16 protein-coding genes are annotated in these 15,953 nt (G+C 34.5%); 13 read left to right on the plus strand and 3 right to left on the minus strand.

Annotated elements, in window-relative coordinates:
* Positions 1–13: 13 nt before the first annotated feature.
* From NQ782_RS16065 to NQ782_RS16080, 4 genes are all read left to right on the plus strand, one after another.
* Positions 14–667: a hypothetical protein gene (locus tag NQ782_RS16065; protein WP_000994247.1), complete on the plus strand. Its 654-nt coding sequence runs from the start codon at positions 14–16 to the stop codon at positions 665–667.
* The gene (locus NQ782_RS16070; RefSeq protein WP_000236940.1) at positions 661–1,203 is read left to right on the plus strand and encodes a hypothetical protein; all 543 of its coding nucleotides are present in this window, start codon (positions 661–663) and stop codon (positions 1,201–1,203) included. Before NQ782_RS16065 ends, NQ782_RS16070 begins: the two co-directional genes overlap by 7 nt.
* A gap of 106 nt (positions 1,204–1,309) precedes the next feature.
* On the plus strand, positions 1,310–1,801 hold the full coding sequence (locus NQ782_RS16075) for a hypothetical protein (protein WP_000749453.1): 492 nt from the start codon (positions 1,310–1,312) through the stop codon (positions 1,799–1,801).
* Positions 1,802–1,831: 30 nt separating this feature from the next.
* Positions 1,832–3,325, plus strand: a complete 1,494-nt coding sequence (locus NQ782_RS16080) for a hypothetical protein (RefSeq protein WP_001217962.1) — start codon at positions 1,832–1,834, stop codon at positions 3,323–3,325.
* 3 nt (positions 3,326–3,328) lie between these two features.
* Here NQ782_RS16080 and NQ782_RS16085 read toward each other — a convergent pair whose 3' ends face one another.
* Together NQ782_RS16085 and NQ782_RS16090 are read right to left on the minus strand one after the other, a co-directional pair.
* Complete coding sequence (locus NQ782_RS16085; RefSeq protein WP_000123889.1) at positions 3,329–3,865, minus strand: hypothetical protein; 537 nt, start codon at positions 3,863–3,865, stop codon at positions 3,329–3,331.
* Positions 3,866–3,867: 2 nt separating this feature from the next.
* Complete coding sequence (locus tag NQ782_RS16090; protein ID WP_000287492.1) at positions 3,868–4,437, minus strand: hypothetical protein; 570 nt, start codon at positions 4,435–4,437, stop codon at positions 3,868–3,870.
* A gap of 333 nt (positions 4,438–4,770) precedes the next feature.
* Between NQ782_RS16090 and NQ782_RS16095 the strand changes: the two genes are divergently transcribed.
* A complete protein-coding gene (locus NQ782_RS16095) occupies positions 4,771–7,425 on the plus strand; it encodes a DotA/TraY family protein (protein ID WP_000021505.1) in 2,655 nt (884 codons plus the stop codon).
* Between the two features lie 51 nt (positions 7,426–7,476).
* Here NQ782_RS16095 and NQ782_RS16100 read toward each other — a convergent pair whose 3' ends face one another.
* Positions 7,477–7,836, minus strand: coding sequence for a hypothetical protein (locus NQ782_RS16100; protein ID WP_000069169.1), 360 nt, complete (start codon positions 7,834–7,836; stop codon positions 7,477–7,479).
* Between the two features lie 272 nt (positions 7,837–8,108).
* Between NQ782_RS16100 and NQ782_RS16105 the strand changes: the two genes are divergently transcribed.
* The 8 genes from NQ782_RS16105 (at position 8,109) to NQ782_RS16140 (ending at position 15,942) form a co-directional block, all read left to right on the plus strand.
* Entirely contained in the window at positions 8,109–9,944 is a 1,836-nt protein-coding gene (locus NQ782_RS16105) for a M23 family metallopeptidase (protein ID WP_267581267.1), read from the plus strand.
* A gap of 14 nt (positions 9,945–9,958) precedes the next feature.
* Positions 9,959–10,300 (plus strand): hypothetical protein, encoded by a 342-nt coding sequence (locus NQ782_RS16110; protein WP_000956387.1) that lies wholly within the window; start codon positions 9,959–9,961, stop codon positions 10,298–10,300.
* Positions 10,301–10,313: 13 nt separating this feature from the next.
* Positions 10,314–10,709 carry a hypothetical protein gene (locus tag NQ782_RS16115; RefSeq protein WP_000734955.1) on the plus strand — a complete coding sequence of 132 codons (396 nt, stop codon included), beginning with the start codon at positions 10,314–10,316 and terminating at the stop codon, positions 10,707–10,709.
* A 10-nt stretch (positions 10,710–10,719) separates the two neighbouring features.
* A complete protein-coding gene (locus NQ782_RS16120; RefSeq protein ID WP_046882707.1) occupies positions 10,720–10,980 on the plus strand; it encodes a hypothetical protein in 261 nt (86 codons plus the stop codon).
* Between the two features lie 23 nt (positions 10,981–11,003).
* The gene (locus NQ782_RS16125; protein ID WP_031967041.1) at positions 11,004–12,662 is read left to right on the plus strand and encodes an LPD1 domain-containing protein; all 1,659 of its coding nucleotides are present in this window, start codon (positions 11,004–11,006) and stop codon (positions 12,660–12,662) included.
* 281 nt (positions 12,663–12,943) lie between these two features.
* Positions 12,944–13,447: a LexA family transcriptional regulator gene (locus NQ782_RS16130; RefSeq protein ID WP_001082459.1), complete on the plus strand. Its 504-nt coding sequence runs from the start codon at positions 12,944–12,946 to the stop codon at positions 13,445–13,447.
* Positions 13,444–14,739, plus strand: coding sequence for a Y-family DNA polymerase (locus tag NQ782_RS16135; protein WP_001076471.1), 1,296 nt, complete (start codon positions 13,444–13,446; stop codon positions 14,737–14,739). The genes NQ782_RS16130 and NQ782_RS16135 overlap by 4 nt, the downstream gene beginning before the upstream one ends.
* A gap of 207 nt (positions 14,740–14,946) precedes the next feature.
* Complete coding sequence (locus tag NQ782_RS16140; RefSeq protein WP_001279078.1) at positions 14,947–15,942, plus strand: Abi family protein; 996 nt, start codon at positions 14,947–14,949, stop codon at positions 15,940–15,942.
* Positions 15,943–15,953 lie beyond the last annotated feature (11 nt).

Consider the following 15,953-nt stretch of genomic DNA (forward strand, 5'->3'; position numbering starts at 1 on the left):
CGAGAGTTGTACCATGAATGCATCACAAACTATCCAGACTGTACAATTTGGTTTGGATCAATACTCTAAATTAGTAAAAGATCTCAAAGTCTTATCCGGCATTGATGCATTCTATACAGCTAAATGCTTGATAGAATCATTTCCCAATGTAGTTAATGATGAATTTTATGGCTATGATTTTTATGCTGATGAAAAGATCTTAGATATTTCAAGCTACATACATATTGATGAAAATAAGTGGTTTAATTTAAATTGTCTAATTGATTTAGAAGAAAAGATTGTCTCAATAAATTTAGCTTCAGAAATGGAAAATGGTGAGATTTTTCTCTTTCGAACAGATAAAAATTATCAGGTGGCTGTAAATTATAATTATTCATTCGAAAATTTCTTCTCACTCCAAAGTAACTTCGAATATAGTCTATTTGATTTAGTTCTTTCATCGATGGGTTTATCTTTATTACCGAAAAAAATATTTAACAACTTTGAGCTGAAGGATATATTCTTATTCTCAATGTCGATAGTTACTGGCAGATATAAAAACTATATTCCAGATCAGCTATTTTTTAACTCAATACACAAAAATATTGTTCTAGATTTAAAAAGTGATGAATTAGAATTACCATCACGATTAATTAATTACAGAGATGAGATAGATCTTAAATGGTAATCAGTGATGAAAAAACTTTTTTAAATTATCTAAATTTAAATCAAAGTTCGGGTTTGTCATCAAATGAATATAAACAGCTTCTTGAAATTAAATCAGTAATTGATAAGAAAAATGATAAAATAAACTATGTTTATACTTCCATTTTGAAAGACAATTTCGTTAAAATTTTAACCCCTTTAAATGATAATATATTTCAGGATGTAAAAAAGCAGAAAAGTGTGAAAAAACATATTAGTCTCTTTTTTAATTCTGAGGTGATGAACACATTATTTATCAATAACCTTATAGATGAGTTGTTAAAATTTAAATTTGTAGATCTGTTATCAATGACTAATACATTTATGAGTAAAGTATTAGATTCTACAAATACGTCCGGAATAAGATTAAAGATCGAATTTAGTTATGAGGGGGAAGAGTATAATTTTTACCTTATAACAATATTACAAACACTTAATTACCTCATCGAAGACCAGAAAGATGTTTCTTCTCTTAAGAAAATGATTCTTCTACCTGAATTCAAGCTCATAACATATTAATATTTAGATTAATTACAAATTTTCTCTAATTTTTTTTTGCTCCTATATTATCTTCTATAGGCTATATTGTAGAATTAGCAGATAAGCTAAAGATTTGGAATTTATGATGAAAAAATCAATGAGTAAGGCTGATTTTGAAAGAATTAGAGCTCATGACTTTGTAGTTCTAAAGGGAGTCAACAATAAGCTTATTGTTGGTCAAGTTTCGGTTGATAAAAGTTGTATATTCTTATCTCTAACAAATAACGAACTTAGTCGTTTAGCTATGATTCCTGAATTAATTTTAGAGAATTTAGGTAGTATCGTTGAACTCATGAAGAAATACAAAGAAGTTTTTTCTCGGTTAAATGATGTTATTGAAAAGTCCAATTTGCCTGAATTAAATGAGTATAAGAATGATTCACTATTTAAAATTAAAGCTTTATATGCTTTGAGAGAATTATTGGATTCTGCTGAAGTGAACGAAGATGTAACAACTGATACATTAGAAATAGCGGTCAAAAAGGCATTAGAAGAATGTGTTTATATTCAAGATGTTCAGTTTACACTGTCTTACTATATTTTAAATCGACCTAAGCAAAATACACAAATGATGTAGTTTTCAATATAAGCGAGTAGGGTGGCAAGAATGCGTATATTCAAATATGAGCTCGAAGATGCTCTACAATCGCTTGATAATAGTGTTAGTTATGCAGGTTTTATTAATAAATTATTTCCAAAGTTTATATCTAAAGATGTTGATAACATCAATACCATTACCATAAACATTATTCTGAAGAAAATTCAAGATTTATTATCTTCTGGTTATTACTCCGTATTTATTAATTATAAAAACTATATGACCAATGGCGAGAGGGTATGGGGTTTACATCATTTTTGTATGTGTATTTACTTACATGAAAATTTTGAACCATTTGGTACTTATTCATGGGATGCATCTTCACATCCTCAAATGATATTAGATTTTTGGTCCTTAACATCTTCAAATAGATACGAATTACATGAGGTGGGTTTAACTTATAATCAAGTTAACAATTCAGATCATACAGAAAGGATGAACATCGATATTGAAATGGCTTGGGAAGAATTAGTTATATTAAATCCAACTTTTAATTTTCCTTTCTTTAGGAACTTTTTTTACTTAAGTTGTTTATCAATTTTTAATATTTCGGATTACCAAAAGTTTGGCAAGTTGCTTTCATTAAATTATAGCATTGATCATTTACTTGACCAGTTGAGACATAATTTATTTAATTTTTTAGACTTACTTGATGACTATATGCTTAATATAGATTTAAGTGAGTCAACATACTCTTTTGCTGATGGCACTAGTTTTACAATGTTTGCTGAAGTAAGTGAACAGGACTTACTCAATTATGACTTCTCATTTGTTTCTGACAGTTCAAGTTCTGAAGATTCTACAGCTCAACAGAGCCAAACGTTTTCCACATCCGATCAACATTCGGTTCCTTCACGTGTAGACAACTCTTATCTATCTTTTCTTTCAAAGCAGGATATCCACGAAGAAATCACTTCTAACTATGTTCGTGAACTTATAAAACAGTTCTTTTATAATTATTCTAAAGTCAGCTTTTCTATTCATAATACATCGATTCCGTGTGGATTCGTGGCTGATTTTCTTGATTACTTAAACCGATCACTAGAGCAAATATTTATTAAAGTTGAAAGTTTAAAAGTCAATTATTTGAAGCTACAATTTATTTACCAGACTTCTCATACTTTATCGAGTATGTATTTTTATAAATATATAGTTGATAACTATACTTCTATTTTTATCAATATTTCTGTACCGGAAAGCCTAAAAAAAGAAGTTTTAGTTAAGGTGAGATCTTTATCAATTTTTATTAAAAATAAGATTAATAAATTAAATGATGTTCTCGTTCATGATCCACTTTTCATAAATGTTTACTCTTTAATCTTTTTTTACCTAGATAGTTTTTCACAATCTTTAAACTATATTCGATGTTCTGGAGGGGAGCTAGACAAAGATAGATTAGATTTAATATATAATAATGAATTGGAGTATATCGATGCTTTGGATTTTAACTTTTTTCAATACTTGGCGCGAAGATTACCACGCCAAGTATATAGATTGCCTTAATATTTAAAAGAAATTATTTAAATCAATTTCATTCGTTTTGTTGTTACTTTCATTTTTCTGCTGGTTAAACTCCTGCATAGATTCTGCCGATCTTTGTTTGATTTCCTCAATGATCTGCTTTTGAATGTCACTCTGAGGTTGGGTAACTGTATTCATGGCCAGTGTAGAAGGGGAAGGTTGTTTTGGATCTGTAAATCCATACTCAGGCATAGACATCTTGCGAATAAGTTCTTCAGCTTTTTGAGGAAAACTGCTAGTAAAGAAGTTATTTGCTAGTTCACTAAGTACTTCTTTATTTAATTTCGGTTCACTGATAATTACTTGCTGAATATTATCTATTCCAAGTCTATTAAAAATATTGCTTAAAGCTCTTCGTTGGTTATTAATTTCAGGAATTTCAAGCTTTACACTTTTGTGTAATGTATTTAATAAAGGACTTTGATTTAATATTCCCGTTAAGGGAATGATCTTTGAACACTCAATTGAATTTTCACTTTTCATGGCGATCCTCATTTTTTTATCATGCTGTCCAGCAGTCATGATTATCTTGGATTGAAGCTGTTAGGAATCTTTGATTCTAATACTACTTTATTTGATTGAGTAGCTGTACGTTCAATTTCACGTTGCTTACTAATTATTACTCGTTCAATATCATTTCTTTGTTCTTCTGGAACAAACGTAAGTACACCTTCTTTCATGTTCCGGATTAGATCAATTTTTAGCGAACGTTCGCAATGCAGATTTTTGATTGTATTTAGAGAGCTCTTTAATTTTTCTTCATTCAATTCGATTTGATCCGGATTGCGCGAAAATTGTAATGCTGTATCAATGATGATGCTGTTAATGTCTTGGAGAGTGGCACGTTCTCTTTTAAGATTCATTAGAACTTTGTCATTAAAAATTTCGTGCTTCATTCCCATATTTTCAATATTGAACCCTTTAACACCATTAAGTATTTGGTCTTCTAGAAGACGATTCAGTTTGTGATCAGGACCATTCTTCATTGCATGGTTAATGATTTGATTCGCTTGTAATTCTTCAAGAGATTGGTGCTCTTGCATATGAACAATAGAAGCATACAAATTGCTAAACGATTTTGTGCTACTATACATACATACCTCGAAAACAGCGATATATCTATCAAAATCAAAGGAAAAAGTTAACGTTAACTTTTTACATTAAACACCATAATTAATGTGCTAACAATGCATTCTACCTTTATTTTTTTTGCGAATCTTAATTTATTGTTATATGTGTCCGAATGATAGTCAATTGCATTTTGTTTTTTAAAAATTGTCTATTTCCATTTTTTAAATTAAAATTAATTGTGCTTTGAAAACTAATATTTTGACAGCATTCCGAATAATTTAAGACAAGATAGTTGAGCTACTTGTTTAAAAACCTAACAGACCTGTGGTCCTTGTTAGAAATAAAGGATAAGAGTAATGAGCATATTTTGCCCTTCGCAGACTGACAGTACATGTCAAAACGATGCAGCAATAGACCTGCTGGGAAAAATTTTTGGTGATGGGTTTATTCAAGCATTCGTGCTGGGTAAGTCCGCTGCTGCAACTGCACCTGCTACGGGTGAATTAACGCCTGTACTCTTTGGTGCATTAGGTCATTTAGCCTTAGTGTTTGCCGCTTTTCTTTTTCTCTTTCTAGTTTTTACTTCCGTATTACACACTGCACGAGATGGTGAAGTCTTTGGTGCTGGAAAGAAAAAACATTGGGTAATACTTCGTATCTTGATGTCTGGTGTCATGATTCTACCCACCACATCATTATATTCAGTTTCCAGTGTGGTACTTATGATGGTTGTATTAGCCTCGAATGGTGAAACTAACAAGGCATACAGAGAATTTTTAAATACTGTTGTTATGAACCCATCGCCATCCTTTGCTTCAGTAGACGGTTTAGATCCGTATGGCTTTCGCGCATACGCAATCCAAAAGCTTCGGCAATACACATGTGTACGTGTTTTGAATCAGAATTTTGCGGCTGAAGGTGTTTCTGTCGGTGAAAAAAAATATTCGGATGGCCAAACTTATTATGTTTCTAATATTGGAGGAGAAAGACAATTTAACAGCTCTCTAGTTGACAGAAATAATGTCTTAGATCAGGGATATTTCGGAGCAATATGTGGTACATCCTCTTACATTGTAGCTAATGCTGACTCTGTTGATTCGAATTTTAAATATTTAACATCTGAAAATCCGGATTTAGAATCATATAAAGATTTCAAAAAACGTTTATTACTCAATATACAAAATCTTAAATTTCAGGGTATTGTTCGATTAAATGAAGCAGTACTTGCATATGTAAATAGATTGCCATCTGAAGCGATTAGTCCTGAAGAGTATGCACGTAATTTTAATCAAGCTTTTAATAATGAAGAATTTGATAAAATTATTACTGATGAAATTAGACGAACTGATGCGTCTATTAACTCCCACTTACAGTCAAATCAAAATAGTTATATTAATAAAACAATTCAATATTTTGCTGAACGTGGTTGGACACAAGTAGCTCTCACTAAGAAGAAACTTGGTGAATTCCAGCGTGATATTTATGAGGCTCGCGCAAAAACCATTTATGAAGGTACGAATCCAGACTTACAACGTCTTAACAGAGAAGGCGTTGCCAGTGAAAAAGAACGTATGATTTATAACGTTCTAGTCACACAGATGGACTCTACTGTAAACAATTACCTCAAGACACCTCAAGTAGTAACAACCCTATCAACTAACGATATTCAGAATTTAATTCCTGAAGATATAACTAATTCAGATGTTTCATTTAAGCAGATCTCTAAAGATGTTGAAGCTGCAAATACCACACTAGTTTCAAATACCATGAGAATCTTTATTGAGACTTTTACTGGCACTGGACAAGACGATGGCGTAGACGCTGTAACTCGTATGCAGAACACGGGTAACGTACTTCACATTGCTTTAACGGCTGTAGATACTACTCTAACTGGCGTGAGAACTGGTCTATCTGCTGCTGGTGCAACTGGTGCTGTTTTCTCAGATAATATCGGAACTGCTGCTGAAATTGTCATTGGTCTTGTTGACTATTATTCTGAAAAGCTAGGCAAAATTATGGTGATGGGTAAACTCGTTGCCTATTATCTTGCTGTAATTATCCCGACTTTACCGTTTGTATTCTTCTTCTTCGCTGTTATTGGCTGGATTATTCATATCCTGCAAACTATGGTTGGCTTAATCCTTTGGTCAGTAATGCATATGATCCCTGAACAAAGTTTTGTTGGTAGCCAGACACAAGGTTACTTAACTGTAGTTGCCTTATTCTTTAGGCCGATGCTATCGCTAGTCGGATTCTTCTTGGCGTTTATTATTTCCGATCCTTTATTAACATTTACTACTGATGGTTTCTTCGCAATCATGGGAGCTGTACAGTTCACTAATAATGGGTTTATTGCTGCTTTAGCTCAGTTCTTCTGGCTAATGGGGTGGGTAATTTTATATTGCTTAATCCTTTTACCAATTATTTATTTAATTTTTGGATTACCTAGTTCGCTTGCGGATAGTGTATTAGCTTGGTTGGGTACTAATTTATCTCGTTCACTTGGCGAGACAAATTTAGGTCAGAATGTTGGTCGTGCTGCAAATCCGGCTGCTGGTTACTATAATACCTCTGGTGGTGGACGTGGTGGCTCTGGCGGTGGTTCCGGTGGTAACGGTGGGGGTGGTAGTCCTGCTGGTGGCGGTGGAGCCGGTACACGTGGTGATGGATCAGTATTGATGAATAAAGGGCAGCCTAATGAACAATCATCGGGAGCTCAAACTCACTTACCTAATGCTACCCCAAGCTCAAGTAATTCTAATTGGCAGTCTGCGGCGGCTGCTGGAGCTAGAGAGGGTGGTATAGGTGGTGCTATTGCTTCGAGTGTTAGCTTCGCGGGTAGACGGGGTCTTCAGAATGAAGCTTCGGCCGGAACGAGCGTCCTTTCAGATGTAAATGCTGGAGCTAATCAAACGGGTTATATTCCAACTGAATATCGTATTGTCCCATCTTCTGCTTCTGGAGCCAACAGTGTTGCTCCTGATCCAGTGGATAAGAAGCCAAAAAACTGATAGTAAAAAGGCCGGTACATAACCGGCCTTCTTTTTTTGGTTTATTTAAAATTAGACATTTTCATATTTAGATAACCGTTTTTTCAAATCAGTTACCAAATCGTCTAGTCTGTCTATAGTCGCGTTTGCATTGTTGATGCTTTTGAATGCATTACCTAATCGAGTCTCATAATTAGAATTTGAGTTTTCTAATTGACTTATGTAATTCAAAAGACGATTTACATATTCTTGAGAATAAGCATTTTGATGAACAGGTGTATTAATATTTCTTGTGAAATTACGAATACGTGCAACGGCAGCCGGAGTATGATCTTTCATATATTGATCAAAATCACGGGCATTTCTGTCTAAAACATGTGGAGCAAATAAGCCATTATCAATGCCGTCATTTGAATAGCGCATATTTGACATACTCAAACTCCTTTAACATTCTTATATATATCTTGATTAAATTATAAATTAGCATTCACAAGGATCAAGCTATTTTATGTAAGGAATTTTTAAAAAACTGATATATTCAAAAAATAAAAATCAGAATCAACAAACTTGCATAATTTTAAGGATTAGAAGAAAATTAGAGGTAGAAAATTCAGATGGTTTACCACTGAAAAAAATAACCTACCTTTAGGGCAAACGGTAAAATGATAACACTTGGTTCAACAAAACTAAGGCTTCTTGTCTTGATGATGTCTGCTGCTGTTATTGCAGATTTACATGCTTCGGCCACCAACTTTGAATATGCCAAACCGTCTGGTCAAACTGGTAAACCATCAAATTTAGATGCTGGTGATTTTCCTTTAACTGGTAATCTTCTCGTTACATCACGTTTTGGTATTACTCGATTTCGATCGGATGGATCACCGCGGTCACATTCCGGTTTAGATATCATCAACTCAAATGGTAATCATAGTCTGTACGCAATTGCGGATGGTGTCGTTATTGCGAATGGATGGATGACCGGTGGTGGTAATTATATTCGCGTTAAAAGGAAAGAAAATAATGACGTATATCAGTATCTTCATTTAGCTACGCGCTCCCCTTTAAATATCGGTACTGAAGTAAAGAAGGGGCAATATTTAGGGACAATGGGTAATACCGGTATATCGTTCGGTACACATTTACATTTTGATTATGCAATTCCACAAAAAGAAGGATCCCGTGCCAGAAATGCATGGCTTGGTAGTCCAAAGGGAAGCGCTAATACGAATCCATATCAGAATATTCAGACAATAGGTCTAAGTAAGAATGGAATCGAAGGATACTACGTAACTGATCCGACACCATATTTAAAAGATGATATAAAAATAACGGATAGTACCTATAAAAACTATCTCGGTTCTACTATTAGACAACAGTTTAATATCCTCTATGGAGCTAATTTGCCAGTAGGAGCTGGTGCAACACAGCCAAAATTTGCTGGGGTTCAGTTTAAGTTACCTCAAGGATATGGAGCTACTGATGAGCAACTAGCAAAAGTAAATATTTCTGTCATTGAGGCTAGACAAAAAGCTCTTGAAAATGGTGAGATCACTGAAGCACAAGCTTACGATCCAAACATTACTTATCGAGAAGTAGAAGATATTTTTAAAGATTCAGGGCAGGTGGGGAGTTCTGAAGAAACTAAACTTGATATTGGTGATGATGGATCAGTAAAAGGCCACATTGAAAATTTAGCTTTCAAACGTTTCGCTTCTGCTGGCTGGGCTCAAGATCTGGTAAAAGCTTCAAATCGATCTTTATGGGTCGAATTTTTAAATATTGAAATTGCTAAAAACCATCTTAAAACACAACTTTTAAAGCAAAATGAACGCATTGAAGCACTTTTTGCAGCTTACGCAATTGCAAAGGCACGAGTCCTACAAGGTAAGATTGAAGAGTTAAGACAGGCTATTGAAAATGGCCGTAATATTGCTTTAATCAGTCGCTTAGAGCTTGAAGATCTTCCACCGATTGCTTCAGATACAGAAGTAATGAATGCAACAGTTACAAAACGTAATGGAAGTTATGGTTTAACTGCTGATAAGAAAGCTGCAATTATTGCAGTCGCTCAGGCAATTGGTGCAAACCCTAATGACTTAGCTGCTGTTATTAGTTTTGAAACGGCTGGTTCATTTAGTCCAAGCATACGCAATCCAAAAGGGTCTGCAACCGGTTTGATTCAATTTATGCAGTATACGGACGGAACTGGAAATGATAAGACGCCGCGAGATCAATGGGATTATTGGGGCATGACACGTTCACAATTTGGATCATTATCATTTACAGAACAAATGAAGTATGTTGAAAAGTACTTTAAAGATCGTGGATTACGTGAATCTAAACCAGTTAGTTTAGCGACACTTTATGGTTTAGTTATGGGCGTGCCGAAGGGAGGATATACGATTGCAAGACATTCGGCTGTCTTCAGAGATAACCCAGCATGGGATGTGAATGGAGACGGTGTTATCACGGCTGCTGAAGCTGTAAATGGATCGAAATTTAAAGCTCATATTCGAGTTTATTTCCCTGATTTCCCATAATAAGGAGTAAGAAAGTGTTAACAAAAAATATTTTATTAGCCATTACTTTGGCCGGTTCAATTGGTACAAGTTACGCAGCCGATTTGAATGATCAATTCTATCAAGTAATGGATGAAGCAGATGCAAATCCTATCACGTTAAACACTAAGGAAGACGATAAAAACTTTATTTCGCGTTATACAAAATTGAATCAAAAGCTGGCTTCAATTAACCAGCAAAAGAACGCAAAAGTTTATAGCCAATATAAGGCTAGAATTGAGCAAAATTGTTCAAAGCTTAAAACTAATGGGACTGAGTCATCGAGTTCAGCCTATTGTAAATATATTTTGAACTATTCGATTTTTAACATGCTGTGATTGGGAGCCAGAAATGAAAAAATTACTCTTGATATCTTTAATTCTAGGTGCTTCTGTAACTGCTAGTGCGAACTCCAAGTTTCAAAACCAGTTCAAGCAAGTCGAGCAAATGACAGATAGTTGCGGTGAAGCAAACTATGGGGATTCGCTTACTTGTTATAACGAAGTTATAGCTAAGCATGCCCAACTTGCTGAAACAATTAAGGGTCATTCACCGGAAAAATCCAAAATTCCTGCATGGAATAAAGCCGTTTCGGATCTATCATCGATTAACAATTTATGCAATCAGATTGGCCAAATTCAGACCGGTATGCAAGGTGCAGCAAGTTTAGGCACCGGTGATTACTGTAGAGCTAAAATAATGGGCTTAACTTCATATAAGGCAGCTCAAATTTTTGGCAGTAAATAAGGCGCATATATTGAATAACCTGAATCCAATAGAGCGAAGTGCGCTGACGTCTGTATCTGAAAGTTTAATCGCGATCAGGGTAATTATAAGAAGAGCTCAAGGCAATGGTGGGTTATCAGTTAAAGATATTCAAAATATTGAATCATTAGCTGATGCTTGCCATAACATACCTTCAGTTATTGCCAATAATGAGTCGGAACAGCTCAAGTTTTTGCTTGAGTCGGGTACAAGAGAGGCGAAGATGATTCTTGCTCAAGGAGCTGTATTTTAATCTGATCTGAATGGCGGGCTTAAATGGATGAATTAAGTAATACAAGAATTGAAGATGCTGGAGAAAAATTCGAAGGTGCGCGTAAAGATGCGGCTTCTCCGATCTTCAATCAACCATTTAAGCTAGAAAAAAATGACAGCAAAATAACAAAAAAAAAGATATGGCCTTCACCGAATTTTAGAGAAGACGTTCATAACGGAATTAAAACTAAAGAGCATGCATTACTTTTTATGCTTGTGTATGAAGGTTTATGCAATAAGCCTTTAAACGGGGGGTGGTTCAATATTAGTGGCCAATCATTTGAAAAAGCGTATGAAGATACATTGAATTTTTTGAAAGAAGCTTATGAAAAAAAATCTTATGAAAATAGAGATGTATTAGTTCAAGACTTCAACGATTTTATGAAAGCGAAATATTCTGGTAATGAGTTGTATGCTGCTGGTAGAAGAAAGGGGCGGGTTGTCCAGCATCCATTATATTTCAATTTACATTCTAGAATTCGTTTTAAAAATCTACTTAATATTGGCTGGCCACATAAGTTAATTCTGGATTCAGATTGTTTTGGAGCTTATGAGTTTTCGGATAATGATTCAAAAAACCTATTTTGGTATGCAATAGAAGGCATCAAGGAGCGGAGGATCCGGAGCTTAGATAATTGGGCCAAGCATGATCATTATGAGGCTGCATTACAAGTGGCCAAATCTGCATTCAGAAGTATTATTCAAAAAAGGAAAGAAGAGCAGCCAGAAAATAACTCAAAAGTGCGTTCTAAGCCTCCAAAACGCCCTACATTTAATCGACCATTTGTACGGGTAGGGGAAACATATCGTCAATCAAATATTTCAACTGAGGAGTTTTTGAGTACCTTTAAATTTAGAGGGATTGAATGGGGAAATTATGTAACTCAATCTGAAAGACAAGGTTTCCTAGACGCTACTTATGATTCCTTTATAGATCTTACAAGGCTTTGTGGTTTACCACCTTCTTTTGCCTCACTAGGTGGTAAATTGGGTATTGCTTTTGGCAGCAGAGGGCGAGGGTATGATGGGGCAGCAGCACATTTTGAGCTTGATCAATGGCTAATTCATTTGACAAAGACAAAAGGTGTGGGAGCACTTGCTCATGAATTTGGCCATGCGTTAGATGCTTATTTAGCTTTAAAGAGTAAAACAAAAAGAGATTTTCTAACTGAATCTTTTATTACTAAATACAATAATCACTCGCTTAGCCTTAATACAAATAGTTTAAAGGTGAGTGAATCCGAAAGCCTGAGATGTTTTAAAGTTCTTCTTGAAAATATGATTTTTACTTCAGATAAGAACATAATTGATGAAGATCAAGTAAGGATTAATTCTACATTTGCAAAGAATGCGTGTTTATTAGATCAAGGGAGAAAAGAAGCATATTGGACTGATCCAACTGAGCTTTTTGCTAGAGTCTTTGAAGTGTGGGTTAGTGATAAGCTAAAAGCTTCAGGATATATCAATGAGTTTCTTGTTTATGGTCCAGATGAACCACCTTCAAGCTGGCACACCAAAGTTAATACATACCCTGAAGATCAGGAAAGAATAAGAATAGTCCATTATCTAGATCGATGGTTATCTGAACTTGTAACTACATGGAAGTTTGAAAAAAAGAGAAAACTCACTATATCTAGAATTATGTCTAAAAACTCCCAATGATAGCTACAACCACGTTTTAATTTTTGTCAGCAAAAAATGACTTTTACAAACAATGTTTGTTTGAAGACATCGAGTACGGTCTTTACTGAATGAAGCTATAAGTAAAATTGTTTAAAAACTGTTCTATAAGCGGTAGAGGCCCGCATAAAAAAATTAAATATTCCTTTATCCGTTGATCATTTTTTCTAGATCAATTTGTTTATCCACAACTTTTAAATTTGAAATTAAGCTGTGCTCTACTTTATTATTTTGATTACGTTACGTTTTCAAGAGGTTTTAATATGAATAGAGTAATTAATTCAGAATTGGAGCATGCCAAGTTGTTGCTCGGTCTCGGTCAGGTTTGTACGGATGTCCTTTCCATGCATGAGGTAGTTGGATCTTCAATAAAAGAAATACCTTTCGTAAGTGAAAGGATATCAGCAGGATTTCCATCACCGGCACAAGATTATGTTGATAAATTGATGGATATGAATGAGCATTTAATCCGGAACGAAGCTGCGACATTTATTGTGAAAGTGTGCTCATTATCAATGATAAATGCTGGAATCGATATCAACGATGAATTGGTTGTTGATCGAAGTTTAGAAGCGAAGAATAACGATATTGTTGTAGCGCTTATAGAGAATGAATTCACTGTTAAACGTTTAAAGATTGAAGGTTCGAAGATTTGGTTAAAGGCTGAAAATCCAGATTACCAAGATATATATTTTAATGAAGGTCAAAAACTAATCGTATGGGGAGTCGTCACGTTCATACTAAAAAATGTTAGAAAAAGATCATGAATCAAAGCAAGAAAATTTTTTTCCTTGTTGATGTAAACAACATGTATACCTCGGTAGAAACAGCTTTCGATCCCTCTCTAACGGGCCGCAGTGTTATCGTTTTATCCTCGAATGATGGCAATGTCGTAGCCCGTAGTCCTGCTGCAAAAAAACTTGGTATTAAGATGGGGGAGCCCTTATTTCAAATCCTAGATTTAGTGATGAGGAATGATGTAATTGTACTTTCAAGTAACTATATTATTTATGGAGAAATGAGCCGACGTTTTCATAAAATACTAGCGGAATACGTATCTCCAGAAAACCATGAAATATACTCTGTTGATGAAGCATTTTTGGAGCTTACTTCATACAGAGGTATATATAATCTGAATCAATGCGCTCAAGACATTAAAGAAAAATTATTGAAACTTTTGTCTTTGCCTGTCTGTGTTGGTATAGGTCGTTCCAAGACTGAAGCTAAGATAATGAATTATATAGCAAAAACCTATCCGCACTTGAATGGTATTTGTAATGTATTTGATTTAGCTGAAGTAAAAGATTCTATTTTTCGTAACACTGATGTAGGAGAAGTTTGGGGGGTAGGCAGTCAACAAAAGAAGAAGCTTCGACTCATGAATATTAATACTGTCTACGACCTAATGACGGCCTCACCTTCTCATATACAAAGTGTTTTTTCAGTTGTACTAAAACGAACTGTCTTAGAGTTAAATGGCATATCATGTATTGATATCGAACATACGCCTCCGACAAAAAAGCAAATTGTATCGTCACGAACTTTTGGTCAGAGAATAACAGATATTCATGACTTGAAAGAAGCAGTAATTAAAAGAACACAAGAGGCGTTTACAAGAGCGAGAAATGAACAAGTTCTTGTGGGGTGCATTATTGTGTTTGCTTATTCAAATCCTTTTGATAAAACTAAACCATTTTATAAAAAGGAACAAAGTTCATCTTTTGCAGTACCGACTGATGATTTAAGGTTACTGGTTCAAACAGCAACAAGATTAATGGATCAAGTTTATAAGTCCGGAATCGAATTTAAAAAAGCCGGAGTGATTTTGACTTGTCTCGAACCAAAACATACGTACACCTATGATCTGTTAACTGACCATCAAGATCTGGAGAAAACAGAGCAACTTATGAAGGCTATTGAGGAAGTGCAACAGATCTTTGGCAAAAACAAAATTGGATTTGGGGGAAGTATGTTTAAAAACCGGATTTGGAACCTTACAGCAAATTATCAAACTAGAAATTATTTTAGTTTTGATGGAATGATAAAAATTAAGAATTAAAAAAATGATAAGAAACAAAACTATAGATAGAGAAAAACCACCTTTCGGTGGTTTTTCCAAATTGCGTACATTATGTTTATAGAATTGGGTTTTTGCAATTCTAGGGAACGCATAACGTGTCTATGGTTGTTATAATACACTCATTTTTCGGGTAGTACAACTAACCCATACTTTAGATCTTAAAAACAAGGATTACTTCTTCAAAAAATGAGCGATTTTATTTCTACCCCCAGACTAAGCACATATCAAAATATTTTGAAGCTAACAGATCCGAATCAGATACTAAGGGCATATTATTGGAACATTGCTTTAGCTGGAGCAATTTATCCGTTAATGCAGACTTTGGAAATTACTTTAAGAAATGCTATAGATGTCTCAGTAAAAAACAATCATCAACCTAAAAGTGCAAATGGATCTAACTTTGTTTCTTATAAAAATAATGATCTATGGTTTGAACAACTGGTTACAGCAGTACAAGATAGAAAGATAACTAAAATGCGACCGCACCAAGCTTTGAAATGGGTGAGAGGTGGAAAACGTATAAAATTCAGTACCACGGAAAGTCATGTGAAAAAAGCACGTGATGATGCATCAACTGTAAAAAGCTGGGTTAAAGGGGAGGATATACTAAGCCGGTTACCTTTTGGATTCTGGACAACTTTGCTTAGCAAGGATTATGAAGATGTTACGAACAAACATTTACTATGGCCAAATCTTTTGCATCACGTTTTTCCAAACGCACCTTCACATATTAAGAGGAAAGACATTGAAGACCATTTTAACTTAATTAGAGAATTCAGGAACCGATTATCCCACCATGAACCTATCTGGAAGTTCTATTATAGAAATCCTGCGAATAATGCATTAGATTATACAACACCAATATTCGGCTTGAACGCTTCTTTAAATCTATTAAATAATCAATATGATGATATGTTGATGCTTCTTCAGTGGATGTCAGCAAGTGCTTACGATAATTTTAATTATTCACGTATAGGCAATGAGTTCAAGAAATTATGTTCTATTGATGGCTTCTACGCTTATGTGGATAGGGAAAAAGTTGCCAATTGTTATCCAGCTTCAAGAGCCAAGAGAGAGTTCTTTAAACTCGCAGAAACATTACAGAATGTGAATGTTGTTTATATGAAAACTAACGGAAAACGTGGGTATATTCTAGGATTAAATGAACCATCTTTACCCTAACAAATCTAATA

Source organism: Acinetobacter sp. BD54 (genome assembly GCF_044778325.1).
In the GTDB taxonomy this organism is placed as follows: Bacteria; Pseudomonadota; Gammaproteobacteria; order Pseudomonadales; family Moraxellaceae; genus Acinetobacter; species Acinetobacter baumannii.

Excerpts from the sequence above, each read along its gene's own strand:
- NQ782_RS16130 (WP_001082459.1), top strand. The coding sequence starts at position 12,944 with ATGAATAGAGTAATTAATTCAGAATTGGAGCATGCCAAGTTGTTGCTC.
- NQ782_RS16080 (WP_001217962.1), top strand. The coding sequence starts at position 1,832 with ATGCGTATATTCAAATATGAGCTCGAAGATGCTCTACAATCGCTTGAT.
- NQ782_RS16105 (WP_267581267.1), top strand. The coding sequence starts at position 8,109 with ATGATGTCTGCTGCTGTTATTGCAGATTTACATGCTTCGGCCACCAAC.
- NQ782_RS16135 (WP_001076471.1), top strand. The coding sequence starts at position 13,444 with ATGAATCAAAGCAAGAAAATTTTTTTCCTTGTTGATGTAAACAACATG.
- NQ782_RS16125 (WP_031967041.1), top strand. The coding sequence starts at position 11,004 with ATGGATGAATTAAGTAATACAAGAATTGAAGATGCTGGAGAAAAATTC.
- NQ782_RS16115 (WP_000734955.1), top strand. The coding sequence starts at position 10,314 with ATGAAAAAATTACTCTTGATATCTTTAATTCTAGGTGCTTCTGTAACT.
- NQ782_RS16075 (WP_000749453.1), top strand. The coding sequence starts at position 1,310 with ATGAAAAAATCAATGAGTAAGGCTGATTTTGAAAGAATTAGAGCTCAT.
- NQ782_RS16090 (WP_000287492.1), bottom strand. The coding sequence starts at position 4,437 with ATGTATAGTAGCACAAAATCGTTTAGCAATTTGTATGCTTCTATTGTT.
- NQ782_RS16100 (WP_000069169.1), bottom strand. The coding sequence starts at position 7,836 with ATGTCAAATATGCGCTATTCAAATGACGGCATTGATAATGGCTTATTT.
- NQ782_RS16085 (WP_000123889.1), bottom strand. The coding sequence starts at position 3,865 with ATGACTGCTGGACAGCATGATAAAAAAATGAGGATCGCCATGAAAAGT.
- NQ782_RS16095 (WP_000021505.1), top strand. The coding sequence starts at position 4,771 with ATGAGCATATTTTGCCCTTCGCAGACTGACAGTACATGTCAAAACGAT.
- NQ782_RS16140 (WP_001279078.1), top strand. The coding sequence starts at position 14,947 with ATGAGCGATTTTATTTCTACCCCCAGACTAAGCACATATCAAAATATT.
- NQ782_RS16065 (WP_000994247.1), top strand. The coding sequence starts at position 14 with ATGAATGCATCACAAACTATCCAGACTGTACAATTTGGTTTGGATCAA.
- NQ782_RS16070 (WP_000236940.1), top strand. The coding sequence starts at position 661 with ATGGTAATCAGTGATGAAAAAACTTTTTTAAATTATCTAAATTTAAAT.